Below are 21129 nucleotides of genomic sequence, written 5' to 3' on the forward strand. Positions count from 1 at the left end.
GTCAGCGGTCTGCCGCCAGGCCCGCGGCAAAACCGTTGGCGGCGATCTCTTCGAAACGGCGATCGAACAGGGTGGCCGCGTCGAAGCGCGGCTGGTCCATTTCCGGGGCGAGCAGGTCGATCGCGGCCTGTTGATAGGCGATCGGCTGATCCCAGCCGCGCGCCACGTCGATGTCGCCGATCGCGGCGATGATCAGCTTAGCGTCCGCCAGCGACAGGCCCTGATGATCGACATAATAACCACGCGAGAGTTCGTCGCGATGCGTCTGCTGCCAGGCCTGGGCGCGACCCCACCAATGGAAGAACTGCTTGAGCGCCGCCGCCTTGGCCGGATTGTGCACGACCTCTGTGGGCACATAGGCGACCAGCGCATCGTCGCGGAATTCGGGATGGGGGATTACCTTCGCGCCGTCCTGCCCGAACTTGCGCAGATAGCGTTCGGCGACGATGCCGCTGCCGATCGGCGCGACATCGACCAGGTTGCTGGCCAGTGCGCTGGTATAGACATCGCCGCCGATGCTCGACGGCAATTCGACCAGCTTCACGTCCTTCCTGGTCAGGCCGAGCGCCTTCAGCGTCTGCAGCACGACCTGGCTCTGCACCTGGCTCGGGCTGAACGCGATGCGTTTGCCGCGCAGGTCGGCAAGCGTCCGGATTCTCGCCTTGGGCGCGATGGCGAGCACGAAGGCGGGATGCGCCAGCGGATCGCGGCGCTGGCGGAACGCGACGATGCGGACCGGCAGGCCGACCCAGGTCGCATGGATTGGCGGCACATTGGCACCGAGTCCGACATCGAGCGCCTTGGCATGGAACGCCTCGGTCACGTCGGGGCCGCCGGTGATCTGCACCCATTTCACCGTGAAGGGCAGCTTCTTGTCCCAGCCGAGATGCTCGAACACCCATTGCGTCACCGGGTCGCCGACCACCAGCACGGTGCCCTTGGGCACGGTATCGGGCAGCGCCTCCGCCTCCGACAGGTCGGCGCTGCTGTCACGCGGCGGCTGGCGATTGGGCGCGAAGACGAAGAGCAGCGCGATCGTGACCGCGACGAATGCGGCCAGGCCGATAAACCCCCAGGGCCGGGGGCGTGCACCAGTCCTGGCCGCGTGTGGCATCAGCCGAGCACGTTGAACAGCTCGCCTTCCAGCGGCTGCGAGACAAAGCCATCGGGGCCGCGCGTCAAATCGCCGGCAATTGTGATGCGCCGCACCGCGCGCGGCAGGTCGAAATTCGAATAGTCGATTGGCCCGGCATGGGCGACCGCCTGATTGTCCCACACCACCAGCGATTTGGGCCGCCAGTGGAAACGTACCTGATATTCCGGCCGCGTCGCTTCGTAGAACAGCAAGTCGAGCAGCGCCTTGCTCTCCGGCTCCTTCAGTCCGACGATATGGCTGATCGTGCCGGGGTTGAGGAACAGCAGCTTCTCGCCGGTCTCGGGATGGATCCGCACCAGCGGATGGAGCGAGACGAACGGGCCGGTCGAACGCCCATCGCGGCGCGGCTTGGCGCCAGCGGAATCATAACCGCTGGTGCGATGCACCGCTTGCAGCCCGTCGATCAGCAAGCGGATCGGCGCGGACAGGCCTTCATAGGCGGCGATCAGATTGGCGAACAACGTGTCGCCGCCATAGGGCGGTATCTCGACGCCGTGCAGGATCGAATAGCGGTTGGGGTTGGCGACGAAGGTGATGTCGATGTGCCAGCCCTTGTAGTCGCGCGGCGGCTCGCGGCCCGGCGGAGCGGCTTCGTTGCGGCTGCGGCGCGTGCGATATTCCTCGACGCTGCGCTCCCAGATCTCGGGGTGATCCTCCAGCCCCTCGGCGATCGGATGGGCTGGCGTCAGCGGGCCGAACGCGCGGCCGAACGCCTTTAGCTGGTCGTTGCTGATGTCCTGGTCGCGGAAGAACACGACGCGCCAGTCGTGCAGCGCCTTCTGGATGTCGGCGGCGGTTTCCGCATCGATCGGCTGGCGCAGGTCGACGCCGGAGATTTCAGCGCCGATGATCGGCGTGACCGGATCGACGGTGATGTGGCGATAGCTGAAACGGTCGGTCGCGCCATCGGGGCGCAGGGCGGTGACATTGCTCATGAGTTTCTCCTCTCGGCGGATGCTGTTCGATGGATCTGGGACTCAGGCGGCGACCGGCTCCGGCGGCACCAGCTTCAGGCTCTCGGTCGGGTAGCGCGCGCCGACCGTCGATCCGCGCGCGAACGCCGCCTCCAGCGCGACGACGGATTCGGCATCAAGCGCCAGGTCATTGGCCGCCCAGTTCGCCTCGAGATGCGCGATGTGCCGCGTGCCCGGGATCGGCACCACGCCCTTGGACAGGACCCAGGCGAGGCTCACCTGCGCGACGCTCACGCCGAGGCGCTGGGCGACTTCCTCGATCACCGCGCGGCGTCGGCTGTTCGCGGCGACCGCGTCGGGCTGGAAGCGCGGATGCTGATGGCGGCGATCGTTCGGGTCGGTCACTTCGGCCCCTGCGAGGAAGCCGCGGCCGAGCGGGCTATAGGCGACGAAGCCGATGCCCAGTTCGCGCACGGTGGGCAGGATCTCGACCTCGACATCGCGGGTCCACAGCGAATATTCGCTCTGCAGCGCGGTCAGCTTATAGGTCGCATGCGCGCGGCGAATGCCGTCGGCGGTCGCTTCGGAGACACCGACCGCGCCGATCTTGCCCTCATCGACCAGCCGGCCGAGCTCGCCGATCGATTCCTCGATCGCGATCAGGGGGTCGACGCGGTGCAGGTAATAAAGGTCGATACGCTCAACGCCCAACCGCTTCAGGCTGGCCTCCACGGCGTCGCGTGGATGGACCGGTTCGACCTCGGGTCCGCCGCCATGGGGGCGGTGGACGAACTTGCTGGCGATCACCAGTTCGTCGCGCCGCGCGGCGATCGCCTCGCCGAGCAGCCTTTCGTTATGGCCCTCGCCATAGCCCGTCGCGGTATCGAAAAAGGTGACGCCGAGATCGATCGCGCGGTGGATCGTGGCGATCGAAGCGCTGTCCTCCGCCTGACCATAAGCGTGGGACAATCCCATCGCGCCAAAGCCCTGACGGCTGACCGTGAGATTTCCGAGATTGGGCATGTGATTACTCCTGAAGGCGCGGCCGGTCAGGCCGGGGACAGGTAAAGGGTGCGCGCGGCTCGCCGCTTCGGGAACGTAGAAAAACTTTATCGTAACGCAGAATCCATATTGAACTAGTAGGATATAGGCAGAGCGGTTTTTTTGACCGACGAATGCCATCACTGGTGAGTGGCAAAACCCCGCTTGGTGCAAAATTTGCAAACCTTATCAGCCTTAAAATTCTGGCTGGTTTGCCGGATTGGAATAACCACGGCGGCCGGACACTAGAAAATCTTTCCCGATCAAAGGCTCATTCTCGCCTCTATTCCTATTGACTAAGTAGGAATTGAGACGGACCCTTAAAGACGTCGATCGATGCCGACCGGGCCTGGCGGAAGCCAGCCTTGGGACGAGCCTGGCGACGACCAAGTCACTGCAATCCCGGGGTAATGAGAATGAAGCGATCCTATCGCCGCGCACTGTTTCTATCGTCGGCCGCCGGCCTCGTCCTGATGGCGCAGCCAGTCTTCGCCAAGGAGGACCCGACCGAGGAAGCTGCGCCGGTAGTCGATGAGGCGGGCGACGATGCAGGCGGCGAAATCGTGGTCACCGCGCGGCGCCAGTCGGAACGGGCGCAGGATGTGCCGATCGCGCTGTCGGTGCTGACCGGCGCCTCGCTCGAACGCACCGGCGGCTATACGCTGACCGATGTCCAGTTCCAGACGCCAAGCCTCACCGCGTATAATTCGAACCCGCGCAACAGCTCGATCGGCATTCGCGGGATTGGTGTGTCGTCGGCCTCGGACGGGCTCGATACGTCGGTCGGCGTCTATATCGACAATGTCTATCTCGGCCGGCCCGGCATGGCGCTGTCCGACCTGATCGATGTCGATCGGGTCGAGGTTCTGCGCGGACCGCAGGGCACCCTGTTCGGCCGCAACAATTCGGCCGGCGTGCTGAATATCACCACGCGCAAACCCGAATTCACCTTTGGCGGCACCGCCGAACTTTCGGCGGGCAATTACAGCTATAACCAGGAACGCATCAGCATCACCGGACCGCTGATCGACGGCCTGCTCGCCTTTCGCGTGACCGGTTTCAACACGCACCGCGACGGCGTGTTCGACAACATCAAGACCGGGATCGGCGCCAACAGCGTCGGACGGAGCGGTGGCCGTATCCAGTTGCTGGCGACCCCGGCGAGCAATTTCACGCTGCGCCTGAGCGCCGATTATTCGATCGAGGACGATACCTGCTGCGTCAGCGCGACGAAGCTGGTGCTGCCCGCCAGCCTGAGTGCGACGACCAACCGTACGCTGCAGACGCTCGCCGCGCTCGGTTATGTCCCGGCACCGAACAATTACAGCCAGAACAATGCGTTGCAGAATATGAAGACCGACCAGAAGGGCGTCTCGCTGCAAGCCGATTGGGATCTCGGTTTCGCCAGCCTGACGTCGATCACGGCATGGCGCTACTGGCATTTTAACCCGCTTCAGGACAGCGACGGCACGCCGCTCGACGTGATCCAGGTCAATGTCGCGCAGACCAAGGACGATCAATATTCGCAAGAGGTTCGGCTAGCATCGCCTCCGGGCCGGTTCAGCTGGCAGGTCGGCGCCTATCTGTTCCATCAGAAGCTGAAGGATCATTTCATCCTCAACCAGTTCGGCACCGACGCGAGCAATTTCTACACGACCTATGCGCGGTTCGCCAATCCGGCGGCCCCGGCGATCGTCATCGCGCCGGGATCGCAATATCTCGACGATGTCGACACGACGGTCGACAGCGTCGCGGCGTTCGCCCAGGCCAATTTCTCGGTCACCGATCGCCTCACGCTGACCGGCGGCATCCGTTACACGCACGACAAGCGGTCTGGCACGTCGGACACATCGACCATCGGCACGCCCTATGTCCCGACCTCGATTCCGTTCCATTATGACGTGTCGGTGACTGACGATAATGTGTCGTATCTTGCCAGCATCTCCTACAAGCTGGCCGATGACGTCCTCACCTATGCCTCCTATTCGACCGGCTATAAGGGGTCGGGTTTGAACCTGAATTCGGCGGTCTCGGCCGGCACGCCTCTAGTGCTCGCGCCGGAAAAGGTCCGCAACTGGGAATTGGGGCTGAAGAGCCAATTCTTCGACCGGCGCCTGACGCTCAACCTCAGTGGCTTTTCGACCAATTTGTCGGGACTGCAGGCCAATATCGTCCCGACCAATGGCAACCGCTCCTATCTCGCCAATGTCGGTGATGTGCGCTCGCGCGGCGTGGAGGTGGATGCGTCGCTCCGCGCGACCGACAACCTGACGATCAGCGCCAATGGTTCGTACAACGACGCGACTTATAAGAGTTACGCTAACGCGCCGTGCCCGGTCGGTGTGACCGGGATCTGCGACCTGACCGGCAAGCCGTTGTTCCAGGCGCCGAAATGGGTCGGCAACGCGACGATCGACTATCATTTCGAACTGGCGAACGAGGTCCGCCCCTACGCTCTGGCTCAGGTGAGTTATCGCTCGAGCACCTTCGGCACCGCCGACGCCGGCCCGTATAGCCGGATCGACAGCTACGCGCTGGCAAATTTCCGTATCGGCGCAGCGTTCGGGAAGGGGCGGTACGACTTGTCCGCCTGGGTCAACAATGTGTTCGACAAGAAATATTTCCAGAACCTGTCGACCACCGCGATCGTCGGCACCTCACCCTTTGCTTATTCCGGGCAACTCGGCACGCCGCGGACCGCGGGGGCGACATTGCGGGTGAATTTCTGATCTTTTTCGCCCCTCCCTTGAAAGGGAGGGGCGAAAGGGCGGCCCTAACCCCTGGCTTCTGCTGGCAGCGCGATTTCGCCGTCGCCGTGCAGCGTCAGCAGTGACTCCATCAGCCCCTCATCGGCGCTCGAACATACGCCGAGCACCAGCGCTTCGTCATGGCCCGGCGCGGTCAGATAGGCGTGGCCCATGTTCGAATCGATATAGATCGATTCGCCTTTTTTGAGCACGACCGGATCGTAGAATTCGGTGTGGATCTCGATCCCGCCTTCGATGACGAAGATATATTCCTCGCCCGAATGATGGACCAGTTCGCCAAACTCGGCGACGCTCTTGGCGCGGATCTTGGTCAGCACGGGGATCATCCGTTTCCGGCGCAGTTCGGTGCACAGATAATAATAATCGTAATTGGGCGTCTCGACATGCACCGCGCGCGCCATGTCGCCGATGCTGCGCCGTGCGGTGACCGCCTGTTCGGCCGTACCGGTCGATTCGGCGAACAGTTCCGACATGCGCAAACCAAGCCGCTGGCTGAGCTGCAGCAGCTTGTCATAGGTCAGGGTGAGGCGGTCATGCTCGATCTTGGACAGAGTCGAAACGGGGATGCCGCTTTTCGCGCTCATCTCCTTCAGCGTCCAGCCTTCGCGGGTGCGCAATCCTCGGAGCAGCGCGCCGAGCGTGGGATTGGTCGAAGCCACAGTGTCAATTCTCTCCCGGGATCATATTGACAATTCTCTGATTAGGATCATCATGTCCCAATCAGAACATTTCGACCAAGGTAATGGTTCATCCGCGGCGAGGCAATCCCGACCGCGGGGATACCGGAAAAGAGGGACCTGGACATGCGATCGATCAAGTTATTCGCCGCGGCAGCTTTGCTGCTGATCGGCGGCGTTACCGCCGCGCAGCAGTCCGCGCCGCTGGCGCCGACGCTCGCACCGGCCCCCGCCGGCAAACCGGTGATCGCTGCGGCGACTCCCGCCGCGCCGCTTGGCGAAGGACAGGCGCCACTGAACAAGCAGGATCTCGACGCCTGGCTCGACGGTTACATGCCCTATGCGCTGAAGACCGGCGATATTGCCGGCGCGGTGGTGGTCGTGGTCAAGGACGGCCAGATCGTCTCGAAGCGCGGCTTCGGTTATGCCGATATCGCCAAGCGCAAGCCGGTCGATCCCGATCTGACGCTGTTCCGGCCCGGCTCGGTGTCCAAGCTGTTCACCTGGACCGCGGTCATGCAGCAGGTCGAGGCGGGCAAGATCGATCTCGATGCCGATGTGAATAAATATATCGATTTCAAGATTCCGCTGAAGGACGGCAAGCCCGTCACGATGCGTGAAATCATGCAGCACACCACGGGTTTCGAAGAGCATGGCAAGGACATCATGTTCTACGATGCGAAGAACCTGAAGACGCTCGGCAATTATGTGAAGGAAGGACTGCCGCACCGTATCTTCACGCCGGGCAGCACGCCTGCCTATTCGAACTATGCGACCGCACTCGCCGGCTATATCGTCGAGCGGACCAGCGGCCTGTCGTTCGACGACTATATCGACCAGCGCGTCTTCAAGCCGCTCGGCATGGCGCATTCGACCTTTCGCCAGCCTTTGCCGACACAGTTCACGCCGCTGATGGCGACGGGGTATCCGCAAGCCTCGGAAGATCCGATCAAGTACGAGATCGTCGGGCCGGGGCCGGCGGGCAGCCTGGCCTCTTCCGGCACCGACATGGCGCGTTTCATGGTCGCGCATCTCAATCAGGGCGCCGGGCTGATGAAACCCGAAACCGCGCGGATCATGCATGATTCCCCGTTGACCGTCGTGCCGCCGCTCAACCGCATGGAACTCGGTTTCTTCGAAACCAACATCAATGGCCGCCAGGTCATCGCCCATCTCGGCGACACCACCGTGTTCCACACGTCGCTGCACCTTTTCATGAAGGAAAATGTCGGCTTCTACGTGTCGTTCAACAGCGCCGGAAAGAACGGCGCGGTCGGCGCGCTGCGGGGTGCGATGTTCCAGGATTTCGCCGACCGCTACCTGCCCTCGATCGCGCCCGCCGATGGCAAGGTCGATGCCAAGACCTCGGCCGAACATGCCAAGCTGATGGTCGGCAATTGGCTCAACAGCCGTCGCGACGAAACCAATTTCATGGCGATCGGCAATCTCATCGGACAGGTCGCGATCAGCGTAGACGGCAAGGGCAATCTCGTCGTGCCGGCCGCGCACGCGCTTAACGGTGCGCCGATGAAATGGGTCGAGATCGCGCCGTTCGTGTGGCGCCAGGTCGGCGGGCATGAACGCCTCGCCGCCAAGGTCGTCGACGGAAAGGTCGTGCGCTGGAGCTTCGACGGTGTCTCGCCGTTCATGGTCTTCGACCGCGCTCCCGCCTCGCAATCGGCGGCCTGGATCATGCCGTTGCTGTACGCCAGTATCGGCATTCTCCTCCTGACCTTGCTGCAATGGCCGGTCGCCGCGCTGATCCGCCGTCGTTACAAGGCGCCGCTCGCGCTGGAAGGGCGCGCCCGCCAGGCCTATCGCGGCGTTCGCGCCGGTGCCGGACTGGTGCTGATCATGCTGGTCGGCTGGATGATCGGCTTCTCCAAGCTGACCGGCGATATCGCCAACCTCACCGCGTCGTCCGACGGCATGTTGTGGTCGCTCCAGATCCTCGGCGCGCTCGCCTTTGTCGGCGGCGTACTGCTCGCCGGCTGGAACCTGTGGCTGACCTGGAAAGATAAGCGTGGCTGGTTCGCCAAGCTGTGGTCGGTGCTGGTGCTGATCGCGATGCTGACCGTCCTCTACGTGGCATGGACCTTCGGTCTGCTCGCCATGACGGTGCTTTACTGATGGCCGGGATCAAGCTCTCGGTCGCCAGTGAAACGCTCAGACTCGCCGCTCCCTTTCGTATCTCTGGCTATGTGTTCGACAGTGCGGATGTGGTCGTCGTCACATTGGATGACGGCGATCACCAGGGGCGCGGCGAGGCGTCGGGGGTCTATTATCTCGGCGACGACGTGCCCGCGATGCTCGCCGCTATCGAGGAGGCACGGGACGCGGTCGAGGGCGGCATCTCGCGCGACGAATTGCGCGACCTGTTGCCCGCCTGCGGTGCGCGCAACGCGATCGATGCGGCACTGTGGGAGCTTGAATCCAGGCAGACGGGCAAGCCGGTCTGGGCGCTGGCGGGGCTCGACGCGCCGCGTCCGCTGGTCACCACCTTCACGCTCGGCGCGGATGAGCCGGCAAAGATGGCCGACGGCGCGCGTGCTTACGACCATGCGCGATCGATCAAGGTCAAACTGACCGGCGACCTCGCGCTCGACATCGCGCGGGTCGAGGCGATCCGCGCCGCGCGGCCCGATGTGTGGTTGGGTGTCGATGGCAATCAGGGCTTTGCGATCGGCGATCTCGACGCGCTGGTTACAGCGATGGTCGCCGCCAATGTCTCGCTGATCGAACAGCCGCTCGCGCGCGGTCGCGAAGCCGATCTCGACGGGTATCGCTCGCCGATCCCGATCGCGGCGGACGAAAGCGCGCTGACGCTCGCCGATGTTCCCACGCTGGCCGGCCGGTTCGATGTGTTCAACATCAAGCTCGACAAATGTGGGGGGCTGACCGAGGGGCTGATGATTGCCGCCGCGGCGCGGGCCGCGGGACTCGGCGTGATGGTCGGCAACATGGTGTGCACCAGCCTGGGCATGGCGCCGGGCTTCGTGCTCGGCCAGCTGTGCGACCTCAACGATCTGGACGGGCCGATCTTCCTCAAACGGGATCGCACGCCGGGCATGATCTATCGCGACGGCACCGCCTGGTGTCCCGAAGCGGTGTGGGGCGCCGAAGCCCGAGTCCCCGCGTGACCGATACGGGGCCCGAGCCGACCTGGTTCGGCCAGCCACGCGGCCTTACCGTGTTGTTCCTGACCAATATGTGGGAGCAATTCTCCTATTACGGCATGCGTGCGCTGCTGGTCTATTACATGACCAAGCAGTTGCTGCTGGGGCAGGGGCATTCGTCGTTCATCTATGGCGCCTATACCGCCTGCGCCTATTTCACCCCGATCATCGGCGGGGTGATCGCCGACCGGTTGCTCGGCAAGCGCCGCGCGGTGATCATCGGCGCCAGCATCATGGCCGCCGGGCATTTCATGATGACGTTCGAGGCACTTTTTTATGCCGGGCTGATCACCATCGCACTGGGCAACGGCCTGTTCCTTCCGAGCCTACCGAGCCAGATCAACGACCTCTACAAGGCGGGCGATCCGCGCCGCGGCTGGGCCTATAATGTCTATTATGTCGGCGTGAACATCGGCGGATTCCTTGCGCCGCTGATCTGCGGCACGCTCGGCGAAGTCTATGGCTGGCATTATGGTTTCGGCGCTGCCGGGATCGGCATGCTGATCGGCCTGATCATCTATGTGAAGGGACAGCGCTACCTCCCGCCCGAGGCACCGCGCGTACCGACCGAGGATCTGCCCGCGACGCGCTGGGCCGATCACAAGCGTGTTTTCTTGGTGCTGCTCGCCATCGCCCTGTCGGTCACGGTATTCCGCGGCGCTTATGAACAGGTCGGCAATACCGTCGCGCTATGGGCCGATACCGGCGTCGACCGATCGATGGGCAGCGTGTCGATCCCGATGACCTGGTTCCAGTCACTCAACCCGCTGATGGTGATGCTGATGACGCCGCCCTTGCTCGCTTATTGGCGCCGTCGCGCCGATGCCGGGCGCGACACCTCGCCAGCGCGGCGCATGGCGCTTGGCGCGATGATCGTCGCGGCCGCCTATCTGTTGCTCGCGCTGATCGAATGGACCGGCGGCGGTGCGCGCGCCGACTGGCTGTGGTTCGTGCTGTTCTTCGCGATCTTCACGCTCGGCGAATTGTTCATCCTGCCGACCGGGCTTGGCCTGTTCGCACGGCTTGCGCCGCCGCGGCTCGGCGCGACCACGGTTGCCGCCTGGTACCTCGCGATCTTCAGCGGCAGTTTGTCCGCCGGGCTGGTCGGCATGTTGTGGAGCCGTACCGGGCACGCGTCATTCTTTGCCCTGCTGGCGATGATCGCGGTGGCGGCCGCCGCCTTGTTGCGTGCGCTCGACCGGCCGGTGCGCAGCGTCGATCCGACCTGGATCGCGACGAACCGAAATGCGGAGTCGTGACCCAAGGCCAGGTGACGCGACGGGGTGCGCTCGGCATCGGCATGACCGCCATGGCGGCCGCGACACCGATCGCGCGCGCCGCCGTGCCGGATGCGTGGGCGGGCGCGGACGCCGCCGCCAGAGCGGTGATAGACAAGCGGCTTGCGCCGGGCGTCTCCTATGCGGTGATGCGCGACGGGAGGATCGTCCACAGCTTCTATGCCGGACTCGCCAATATGGAGGCGGGTACGGTTCCCGCGCCACACAGCCCGTGGCGGATCGGTTCGCTCAGCAAGCAATTCACCGTGGCCGCGCTGTTCCTGCTTGCCGAACAGGGCAAGCTGTCGCTCGACGATCCGCTCGCGCGGTACATGCCGGAGTTTCCGCGTGCCGATGCGATCAGGCTTCGCCAGATGCTCAATCATACCAGCGGGCTCGGCAATTATACCGATATCGAGAATGTGAAGCTGCTGCTCAACCTCGCCCGGTCCGACTATGACGATGCCGAGCTGGTTCAGCTCCTGCTGACGCAGGGCACGTCGTTCAAGTTCGAGGCGGGCAAGAGCTGGGCCTATAGCAACACCGCTTATGTCCTGCTTGGCATGGTCGCGGCCAGGGTGGCCGGGACACCGCTGGCGCGATTGTTGCGCGAAAGACTGTTCGATCCCCTGGGCCTGAACGACACACGTGCCGACGATGAGGCGGAGATCGTGCCCGGGCGAGTCTCGGGTTATACGCCGTCCACGACCGGCGCTGGCTTTGCCAACGCATCGTTTCTTTCGCTGAGCTTTGTCGGGGCGGCGGGCAATCTCCGCTCGACCGTCACCGATCTGTGCCGCTGGCACGACCGCTTGCTTGGTGGGCACGTGCTCCAGCCGGCAAGTCTGGCGGCGATGCTCGCGCCGGTGCGGCTGGCGGACGGCACGCTCGCGATGGAAGGCGAAGGCGCGAAGCGGGCACCGAGCGGCCATGTTATGGGCCTGCAGGTGGCGACGAGCGAGCAGGGGCGAGTCATCTCGCACACCGGTGGCCTGATGGGCTTCGTCGCGCGGATGAAAAGTTTTCCCGATCGCGGCACGACGGTTGCGCTCATGGTGAATTGCGAAGGCGGTTTCGGGGCGCCCACCGGCCTGCGCGAAGCGGCGATCGCATTGGAAGCGGAGGCCGCAAGGACGGTCAACGGCAACGTCCGCTAAATCGGTCTTTAGTTTCGATTAGCGTTGACAATTCTCTGATCAGGACAATACAGTCCCAAATAGGTCATAAACGCGAGGAAGGGGATTCGTATGGCAGATTTGCCCGGTTTCAATCGCCGCGTCGTGATCGGAAGCCTGGTTGCGGGCTCTGCGCTTGGTTTCCCGATGATCAATTCGGGCAGCTTCGCCGCCGCGCCGGGATCGGCGAAACGCTATTCGAAGCGCACGCTCGACCTGCTCGACAAGACCCTGGTCATCGACATGCTCGCGGTGCCCAAGATCGACTTTTCACCCGATGTCTTTTCGCGCCCGCTGACCGCGCAGCAGATCGCCGATTTCCGCAGTTGCGGGATCACCGGCTTTCATAATTCCGAAGGTGTCGGCGGGCCGGATGCACGCGAGCAGGCACTGACCTTCCTCGCCGCCTGGCAGGGCTTTGCCGGACGCAACAGCGACCTGTTCTCGCTGGTCGGCAGCGTACACGATCTCGATCGCGCCAAGAAGGAGCGCAAGATCGGCATGATCATGGGCCTCCAGAACGCCGAACAATTCTCCACGCCCGACGATGTGCTGCTGTTCTACCGGCTGGGCCTGCGCTGCGCCCAGCTCACCTACAACACGCAGAATTTGATCGGATCGGGCAGCACCGACCGGGTCGATGGCGGGGTCAGCGATTTCGGCGCGGACATCATCGCCGCAATGAACTCGGCGGGCATGCTCGTCGATGTGTCGCACAGCGGCGACCGCACCACGCTCGACGCGATCAAGTTGTCGAAACAGCCGATCGCGATCACTCATTCCAACTGCCGTGCCTTGTCCAACCACCCGCGTGCCAAGACCGACGAAGCGATCCTCGCGCTCGGCAAGACCGATGGCGTGATGGGGATCAGCGGCGTGCGCATGTTCGTCAGGGACAAGGATCCGACCACGCTGTCGGACATGGTCGATCACATCGATCATGTCGTGAAGCTGATCGGGATCGAGCATGTCGGCATCGGGTCGGACGCGGATCTCAACGGCTATGACGACATGCCGCCCGACCAATATGCCCGGCTCAAGGCGGGCTACAAGGCGAGCTACGCCTTTCGCGACAAGATCGACATCGAGGGGTTCGACCATCCGATGAAGATGTTCGACCTGACCGAGGAACTGATCCGGCGCGGCTGGTCCGATGCCAATATCGCGCCCGTGCTCGGCGGAAACTTCCGCCGGCTGCTCGGCGCCGTGTGGAAATAGCGGCCGCGAAGACGGCTCGAACGACATTCAAGGGGAAAAGATCATGACCAATATTCGCAAGACGCTCGGCGCCACCACCGCATTTTCGATGTTCCTGCTCGCCCTACCGGCCTTTGCCCAGCAGGGGCCGTCGGTCGAGGAAGCGGCCGCGGCACCGGATAATGACGACATCATCGTCACCGCACAGAAGCGCGAACAGACGCTGTTCGAAATCCCCCAGTCGATCGCAGTGGTCGGTGGCAGCACGCTTTTACGTCAGCAGGCGGTGAGCTTCGTCGATTATGCCGCGCTGGTCCCCGGCCTTACCATCCAGCAGGACAATCCCGGCGAGGCGCGCGTGGTCTTGCGTGGTATTAATACCGGTTCAGTCGGATCGACTGTCGGTATTTATGTTGACGAAACGCCGTATGGTTCGAGTTCGAGCTTGGGTAATGCCGGCGTGCTGGCTGGCGACTTCGACACGTTTGATCTCGCCCGAGTCGAAGTATTGCGCGGTCCGCAGGGCACGCTCTACGGCGCGAATTCACTCGGCGGCGTGCTCAAGTTCGTAACCAACGCGCCCAAGCTCGACACGTTCGAAGTGCGTGGCCAGGCCGGGCTCGAAAAAATCGAAGATGGCGGCACTGGTTATCTCGGCAACGCGGTGGTCAATCTTCCACTCGGCAAAACGCTCGCCCTCCGCGCCAGTGGTTTTTATCGCAAGAATGCCGGCTTCATTGATGCGACCGGACGATCGGGCGAGAACATCAATCAATCCGAAGTCTATGGCGGTCGCGCGTCGTTGTTGTTCCAGCCCGTCGATGCCTTGTCGGTGCGTCTGACGGCGGTCGCGCAGAACATCCGTGCCAATTCGCCATCGTCCTACGACGCCGATCCGGTGACGTTCCGGCCGCTTGCGGCCGACCCGTTTACCGGCGCCGCGCTCAACGGGCAGCTGACTCGGGCAGAATTCTTCCCCGACAGCAACAAGGTCGATTACCGGCTGTATAACGGCACGCTGCGCTACGATTTCGGCTTTGCGAACCTCACCTCGGTGACCAGCTACGGCATTCTCGACCAGCGTCAGCTGATTGACGCCTCGATCACGCTGGGTGGCACGATCAACGCCGTCTATGGCGGCACGACGCCACTGGGCGTCGCGCTGCAAGCCGATATCAAACAGAAAAAATTCACTCAGGAGGTGCGCCTCGCCTCGGCCGATTCGGAAAGCTTCGAATGGCTGATCGGCGGTTATTATACGCGTGAGACGGTCGGCCTTTTCCAACGCTATGCGCCGTTTATCGACGGCACGACCGATTTCATCGATCCGACACTGAACATTGGCGGCACGGTGTTTCCGCAATTTCTCACCGTCTCGCTGGATTCGGTCTATAAGGAATATGCCGCATTCGGCAGCGCGACGCTTCACCTGTTGCCGAGCTTCGATATTACTGCGGGCGGCCGTTACAGTCACAATGATCAGCATTCGGTGCAGATTCAGGATGGCGCCTATCTGCCATTGGTCGGCATCCCGTTCATTCCGTTCGTCACCAACGGCAAGTCGGACGAGAATGTGTTCACCTGGTCGGTCGCGCCGCGCTTCGAACTGAGCGATCATGCCTCAATCTATGCGCGTGTCGCGAAGGGTTATCGCCCCGGCGGTCCCAACGTCGTACCGCCCGGCGCCGCCGCCGACTATCCGGTCACGTTCAAGGCCGACACGCTGATCAGTTATGAGGTCGGCGTGCGGGCCGAAACTGCGGATCGCACCTTTGGAATTGACGCTTCGGTATATTATCTCGATTGGAAGAACATCCTGGTGTTCGGCTCCTATGACAGCGCCGTCGGGCCGATCGGCGCCAACGCCAATGGCAAAAGGGCGCGCAGCTACGGTGCGGAAGCGACCGCGACGATCCGCCCGATCGCCGGGTTCAGTGTCGTGCTTAACGCCGCGTACAATGATGCCAAGCTGAGGCAGAGTACACCCGAAGTCACGGGCGGGCTGAAAGGCGATCAGTTGCCATTCTCTCCAAAATGGAGCGCGAACCTGAGCGCGGATTACGAATGGGCTATATCAGGTAGCGCCAAGGCTTTCGTTGGCGGCAATGTTCGGCTGGTTGACGATCAAGCGGCGGATTTCGATGTTGCATACCGCGCGGCCTTCGGCCGTCGACTGGTGCTCGATGGATATGGAACCGTCGATCTGCGGGCCGGTGTCGATCTTGGCGCGGTGACAATCACCGCTTATGCCAAAAACCTCGCGAACGAACGCGCCTTTACCAATCTTTCGGGCTTTGGCACGCGACCCGGCACCGCGCTCGCCGCATCGCCGATCCGTCCGCGAACGATCGGCGTCAATCTCGGCTTCGCGTTCTGATCGGCGGGATGATGTCAGGCACCAATGTCATGCGTGAACCGCGCGAGCGGGCGTTCGGGGCACTTCCGCAACCCTATCTCCTATTCCTCGGGGATACGACCGAGCCGGGTTATGCCAAGACCGCGTTCGGCCTGCGCGACTGGGCACGCGATTCCTGCGTCGGCGAATTCGCGCTCGCCGGGGCAAGCGTGTCGACCGGGTTGCCACGCCTCTCCCCGGCCGAGGCGCGACTGCGCGGGGCGCGGTCCATGGTCATTGGCGTCGCCAATTCGGGTGGGCTGATCCCGGACAGCTGGATCGGTGGTCTGGTCGAGGCGCTCGAGGCCGGGCTGGACCTGGTCAGCGGCATGCATATGAAGCTGAGCGATATGCCCGCCTTGCGCAGCGCCGCCGACCGCCTTGGTCGTGACCTGATCGACGTGCGCACGCCGCCGCCGGGCATTCGCGTCGGCAGCGGTGCGAAGCGCGGCGGCAAGCGGCTGCTGACCGTCGGCACCGATTGCGCGCTGGGCAAGAAATATACCGCGCTCGCCATCGCCCGCGCGTTCAAGGCACGCGGCGTCGCGGCCGATTTCCGTGCTTCCGGACAGACCGGCATCATGATCGCCGGCGGCGGCATTCCGATGGACGCGGTGGTGTCGGATTTCATTGCCGGCGCGGCGGAAATGCTCAGCCCCGCTGCCGCGCCCGATCATTGGGATGTGATCGAGGGGCAGGGGTCGTTGTTCCATCCGGCCTATGCCGCGGTGACGCTCGGCCTGCTGCATGGCAGCCAGCCCGATCTGTTCGTCGTCTGTCATGAACCCGGGCGAACCACCATGCTCGGTCATCCCGGTTACACCCTGCCGTCGATCGAGACGGTGATCGAACAAACCGTTGCGCTTGGCCGGCTGACCAATCCGGCGATCCGATGCGTCGGGATCAGCCTCAACACCGCCACGCTTGGCAGCGATACGGCGGCGGCACTGATCGCCGCCGAATCGGACCGCCTCGGCTTGCCGGTGGCCGACCCGATCCGCGGCGGCGCCGCGTTCGAGCAACTCATCGACGCGTGCCTCGCATGACCAAGGCAGCGGCAGGCGCCGGGCCAAGCTGGTTCCAGCGCTTCCTGCTGCCCGGGTTCGCCTTCAAGGCGGTGATCATCGGCGGCGGTTATGCGACGGGCCGCGAGCTCGCCGAATTCTTCCTGCCGAGCGGCCCGTGGGGCGGGCTCGCCGGCATGATCCTGGCGATGCTGATCTGGAGCGTGGTCGCCGCCGCCACTTTCCTGTTCGCGCGGATGACCGGTGCGCGCGACTATCGCAGCTTCTTCGAGGCCTTGCTCGGGCGTGGCTGGGCGGTGTTCGAGATCGCCTATATCCTGTTCATCGTGCTGATCCTCGCGGTGTTCGGTGCAGCGGCGGGAGCGATCGCGCAGGCCGCGCTTGGCTTGCCGCCGATCATCGGCACGCTTGCGCTGATGGCGGGAATCGCGACCTTTGCCGGCTATGGCAACACAGCGGTCGAGCAGCTGTTCAAATATGTCTCGTTCCTGCTCTACGGCGTCTATGCGTTGTTTCTGGTCCTTGCACTGTCCGGCTTTGGCGAGCGCATCGCCACCGGCTTCGCTTTGCCCGCCGTCTCGGATGGCTGGGCACTCGGGGGCATCACTTATGCCGGCTACAACATCATCGGCGCGGTGGTGATCCTGCCGGTGTTGCGTCATATGACCAGCGACCGCGATGCGATCGTCGCCGGGCTGATCGCCGGGCCGCTGGCGATGATCCCGGCGATCATCTTCTTCGTGTGCATGATCGCCTTTTATCCGCAGATTGGCGCCGAGGTGTTGCCGTCGGATTATCTGCTCACGCAACTCGGCAACCCGATATTCCATCTGCTGTTCCAGCTGATGATTTTCGCCGCGCTGCTCGAAAGCGGCACCGGCGCGGTCCATGCGGTCAACGAACGTGTCGCCAAGGCCTGGCATATCCGCCGCGGCGCGGTGCTCGGCAATGGCTGGCGCCTGACGATCGCGATCGCGCTGCTTGTCATGTGCATGCTGCTCGCCGATCGCTTCGGGCTCGTGACCCTGATCGCCAAGGGCTATCGCGCGCTCGCCTATATCTTCCTCGCCGTCTACGTCCTGCCGCTGATGACGCTCGGCGTCTTCCGCTTGTGGCGCAGAGGCAACCCAGCTCCGGAGGTCCTATGAAGCGGTTCGTATTCGCATTTGCGCTCGCATCGACCCAGCTCGCCACGCCGCTCTGGGCGGCGCCGCCCAAGGATCTCGAGGCGCGCGTCGAAACCTTGCGCAAGGCGGCCGGTGTGCCCGGCATGGCGATCGCCATCGTCGAGGACGGCAAGACCGTGCTGGCGCGCGGCTGGGGTGAGAAGAAACTCGGTTCGAACGATCCGGTCACGCCCAATACCATCTTCCCGACCGGATCGACCGGCAAGGCGTTTACCGTGGCGGCGCTTGCCACGCTGGTCGATGCCGGCAAGATCGGCTGGGACGACAAGGTGATCGACCGCTTGCCCGGCTTCCAGATGTACGATCCCTGGGTGACGCGTGAGATGACGATCCGCGACCTGCTGGTCCATCGCAGCGGCCTCGGCCTCGGCGCGGGCGACCTGTTGTTCGTACCGCGCAGCGACCTGCCGCGCGCCGAAGCGGTCAAGCGGCTGCGCTATATCAAGCCGGCGACCAGTTTTCGCAGCGGCTATGCCTATGACAATGTCCTCTACATGGTCGCCGGCCAGCTGATCGAGTCCGTCTCGGGCGACACATGGGAGAAATATGTCGTCGACCATGTGCTGAGACCGGCTGGCATGACCGTATCGACCAGCGACGATGACAGCTATTTCGCCACCGCCGACCGGGCTCAGCCGCATGCGCGGATGAGCAGCGGGTTGCGCGGCGTCGGCAATCAGGAAGTGCTCGACGAGCGCGACGGCCTGGCGCGTAACGCAGCGCCGGCCGGTGGCCTCGCGGTCAGCCCGACCGACATGGCGAAATGGCTCGCCGTTCAGCTCGCGCACGGCAAGCTGCCTGGCGGGGGGCAGCTCTATAGCGAGGCGCAGGCGGCGGAAATGTGGGCGCCGGTGACGCTCCAGCCGATCTCGCCCAGGCCGGACAATCTGAAACTGACCCAGCCGATGTTCTATACCTATGCGCTGGGCTGGGACGTGCAGGATTATCGCGGCGCGAAGATCATCTGGCACGGCGGCGCGGTGTTCGGTTTTCAGACCGCGGTGGTGCTGATCCCGGAAAAGAATGTCGGCTTCTCGATCGAGATCAACAGCGAGGATGGCGAGCTGATCGTCGGCCTGATGTACGAATTGCTCGACCATTATATGGATTTGCCCAAGGCCGACTGGCCGGAGAAATATGCCGCGTTCAAGAAAGAGCGCGTCGCCAAGGGGCTGGCGATGTTCAAGGCGAGCGCGGCCAAGCCGGCCAAGGTCGGCCCGTCGCTTGCGCTGACCCGTTACACCGGCATTTTTGCCGATCCATGGTATGGCAATATCGAAGTCGCGCAGGGTAAATCGGGCCTGACGATCGATTTCAAATCGACCCCGCGCATGGGCGGGCGGCTCGACCATTGGCAATATGATACGTTCGTCACGCGTTTTGACGACAAGACAATCGAACCGGCCTATGTCACTTTCGGTCTCGATGCCGAAGGTAAAGTGGAGCGTGTCACGATGAAGCCGGTCTCTCCGATTGCGGATTTCAGTTACGATTATCAGGATCTTCTCTTCGCACCGGTCGCCGCGGCAAAATGAGCCGGATCACGAAGGCCAAGGGCCTGGTCGCATCGGTTGCGCTGCTGGCGTTCACCGTACCCGCTCACGCGCAGGATGAGGCGGCGCGTGTCGCACGCGTGCTCAAGACGACGCCGATCATCGATGGTCATAATGACTGGCCGGAGACGCTGCGCGAGCGCGAAGGCGAGGGGCGCTGGACGATCGACCTGCGCCGCGGTCTCGACCGCAAGCCCGAGCCGTACAACACCGATATCGAGCGGCTGCGCAAAGGCATGGTCGGCGGCCAGTTCTGGTCAGTCTATGTCTCGGCCAATCTGCCCGGGCCGGAACAGGTCAAGGAGACGCTCGAACAGATCGATTTCGTCCACCAATTGGCCGCGCGCTATCCGGAAACCTTCGCGCTCGCCCGCACCGCGGATGATGTCCGGCGCATCCAGCGCAGCGGCCGCATCGCCTCGATGATCGGTGTCGAGGGCGGCGGCCAGATCGACGGCAGCCTGTCGGTGCTGCGCACCTATCATGATCTTGGCGCGGGTTATCTGACGTTGACTCATTCGCTGACCATCGACTGGGCCGATTCCGCAACCGACAATCCGAAACATGACGGCCTGACCGCGTTCGGCGAGGAGGTGGTGCGCGAGCTCAACCGGCTCGGCATGCTGGTCGATCTCAGCCATGTCAGCGAAGCGACGATGCGCGACGCGCTGCGCGTGTCGAAGGCGCCGGTGATCTACTCGCATTCGGGCGCGCGGGCGCTCGACGACCATCCGCGCAACGTGTCCGACGATGTGCTCAAGCTGGTCGCGGCGAATGGCGGCGTGGTGATGGTCAATTATGCGCCGGGCTATGTCTCCGACGCCTATCGACGCTGGTCGGCGGACCGGGCGGCGGAGCGCACACGGCTCAATGCGCCGCCTTTTGGCGGTCTCTATATCGGCCAGCCGGACAAAGCGAAGGCGGCGTTCGCCGAGTGGGAGAAGGATCATCCCGCACCACGCGTGACGCTGGCGCAAGTGGCCGATCATATCGAGCATATCGCGAAGGTCGCCGGGCCGGACCATGTCGGCATCGGATCGGATTTCGACGGCACCGGCAATGAGTTGCCCGACGGGCTGGGCGATGTCTCGACCTATCCGCAGCTTATGGCCGAACTGATGCGGCGCGGCTGGAGCGATGCGGATATCGCCAAGCTGGCCGGCGGCAACATCCTGCGCGTTATGGCAGCGGCGGAACAAACCGCTGCGTCGATGGCGTCGGCCAGGAAGCGTTAGCTAGATGAATCGCGGTATCGGCCGTGGATGCGGCGTCATCCGGTCGCTCAGGTCGAAGACGATTTCATCGACATAACACCAGCCCCATCCTTCCGGCGGATCATAACCTTCGATGATCGGATGGGTGGTGGCCTGGTAATGTTTGGTCGCATGCTTGTTGGGCGAATCGTCGCAACAGCCGACATGGCCACAGGTCCGGCACAACCGCAGATGGACCCACCAGCCGCCGATACGCAGACACTCCTCGCACCCATCGGCGCTCGGCGTCACATCCGCGATGCCCTGCTGATGGAGACAAGTGTCGGTCATCTGAAATACCCCGTATTGCACACCGGATTGGACATGATGCTAGC

The 21129-nt window shown here is 63.5% G+C and carries 16 protein-coding genes; 11 read left to right on the forward strand and 5 right to left on the reverse strand.

Features of this window, described 5'->3' with window-relative positions; translation table 11 throughout:
- Position 1: 1 nt before the first annotated feature.
- The 3 genes from G4G27_RS22680 to G4G27_RS22690 are packed head-to-tail and all read right to left on the reverse strand — an operon-like array spanning position 2 to position 3093.
- Entirely contained in the window at positions 2-1114 is a 1113-nt protein-coding gene (locus tag G4G27_RS22680; protein WP_183110727.1) for an ABC transporter substrate-binding protein, read from the reverse strand.
- A complete protein-coding gene (locus G4G27_RS22685) occupies positions 1114-2091 on the reverse strand; it encodes a TauD/TfdA family dioxygenase (RefSeq protein WP_183110728.1) in 978 nt (325 codons plus the stop codon). Before G4G27_RS22685 ends, G4G27_RS22680 begins: the two co-directional genes overlap by 1 nt.
- A gap of 42 nt (positions 2092-2133) precedes the next feature.
- Complete coding sequence (locus G4G27_RS22690; RefSeq protein ID WP_183110729.1) at positions 2134-3093, reverse strand: aldo/keto reductase; 960 nt, start codon at positions 3091-3093, stop codon at positions 2134-2136.
- A gap of 434 nt (positions 3094-3527) precedes the next feature.
- On the opposite strand from G4G27_RS22690, the gene G4G27_RS22695 reads away from it, so the two are divergent.
- Positions 3528-5840 (forward strand): TonB-dependent receptor, encoded by a 2313-nt coding sequence (locus tag G4G27_RS22695; RefSeq protein ID WP_183110730.1) that lies wholly within the window; start codon positions 3528-3530, stop codon positions 5838-5840.
- A 44-nt stretch (positions 5841-5884) separates the two neighbouring features.
- On the opposite strand, the gene G4G27_RS22700 is transcribed toward G4G27_RS22695, so the two are convergent.
- On the reverse strand, positions 5885-6538 hold the full coding sequence (locus G4G27_RS22700; RefSeq protein WP_183110731.1) for an XRE family transcriptional regulator: 654 nt from the start codon (positions 6536-6538) through the stop codon (positions 5885-5887).
- A gap of 144 nt (positions 6539-6682) precedes the next feature.
- Between G4G27_RS22700 and G4G27_RS22705 the strand changes: the two genes are divergently transcribed.
- The 10 genes from G4G27_RS22705 to G4G27_RS22750 all read left to right on the forward strand — a co-directional run bounded on the left by G4G27_RS22705 (position 6683) and on the right by G4G27_RS22750 (position 20776).
- A complete protein-coding gene (locus G4G27_RS22705; RefSeq protein ID WP_183110732.1) occupies positions 6683-8686 on the forward strand; it encodes a serine hydrolase domain-containing protein in 2004 nt (667 codons plus the stop codon).
- Positions 8686-9696, forward strand: coding sequence for a dipeptide epimerase (locus G4G27_RS22710; protein WP_183110733.1), 1011 nt, complete (start codon positions 8686-8688; stop codon positions 9694-9696). Before G4G27_RS22705 ends, G4G27_RS22710 begins: the two co-directional genes overlap by 1 nt.
- Positions 9693-10991: a peptide MFS transporter gene (locus G4G27_RS22715; RefSeq protein WP_183110734.1), complete on the forward strand. Its 1299-nt coding sequence runs from the start codon at positions 9693-9695 to the stop codon at positions 10989-10991. The genes G4G27_RS22710 and G4G27_RS22715 overlap by 4 nt, the downstream gene beginning before the upstream one ends.
- Positions 10988-12166 carry a serine hydrolase domain-containing protein gene (locus G4G27_RS22720; RefSeq protein WP_183110735.1) on the forward strand — a complete coding sequence of 393 codons (1179 nt, stop codon included), beginning with the start codon at positions 10988-10990 and terminating at the stop codon, positions 12164-12166. Before G4G27_RS22715 ends, G4G27_RS22720 begins: the two co-directional genes overlap by 4 nt.
- Positions 12167-12256: 90 nt before the next feature.
- Positions 12257-13402 carry a membrane dipeptidase gene (locus G4G27_RS22725; RefSeq protein WP_183110736.1) on the forward strand — a complete coding sequence of 382 codons (1146 nt, stop codon included), beginning with the start codon at positions 12257-12259 and terminating at the stop codon, positions 13400-13402.
- A 43-nt stretch (positions 13403-13445) separates the two neighbouring features.
- The gene (locus tag G4G27_RS22730) at positions 13446-15758 is read left to right on the forward strand and encodes a TonB-dependent receptor (protein WP_183110737.1); all 2313 of its coding nucleotides are present in this window, start codon (positions 13446-13448) and stop codon (positions 15756-15758) included.
- A 29-nt stretch (positions 15759-15787) separates the two neighbouring features.
- A complete protein-coding gene (locus G4G27_RS22735) occupies positions 15788-16822 on the forward strand; it encodes a DUF1611 domain-containing protein (RefSeq protein WP_183110738.1) in 1035 nt (344 codons plus the stop codon).
- Positions 16819-17949 (forward strand): hypothetical protein, encoded by a 1131-nt coding sequence (locus G4G27_RS22740; protein WP_183110739.1) that lies wholly within the window; start codon positions 16819-16821, stop codon positions 17947-17949. The genes G4G27_RS22735 and G4G27_RS22740 overlap by 4 nt, the downstream gene beginning before the upstream one ends.
- Positions 17946-19523, forward strand: a complete 1578-nt coding sequence (locus tag G4G27_RS22745; RefSeq protein WP_183110740.1) for a serine hydrolase — start codon at positions 17946-17948, stop codon at positions 19521-19523. The genes G4G27_RS22740 and G4G27_RS22745 overlap by 4 nt, the downstream gene beginning before the upstream one ends.
- Positions 19520-20776, forward strand: a complete 1257-nt coding sequence (locus tag G4G27_RS22750; RefSeq protein WP_183110741.1) for a dipeptidase — start codon at positions 19520-19522, stop codon at positions 20774-20776. The genes G4G27_RS22745 and G4G27_RS22750 overlap by 4 nt, the downstream gene beginning before the upstream one ends.
- Here the strand turns inward: G4G27_RS22750 and G4G27_RS22755 are convergent, their stop codons facing one another.
- On the reverse strand, positions 20777-21085 hold the full coding sequence (locus G4G27_RS22755; protein WP_183110742.1) for a UBP-type zinc finger domain-containing protein: 309 nt from the start codon (positions 21083-21085) through the stop codon (positions 20777-20779).
- Positions 21086-21129 lie beyond the last annotated feature (44 nt).

The organism is Sphingomonas sp. So64.6b, assembly GCF_014171475.1.
Lineage (GTDB): Bacteria > Pseudomonadota > Alphaproteobacteria > Sphingomonadales > Sphingomonadaceae > Sphingomonas > Sphingomonas alpina_A.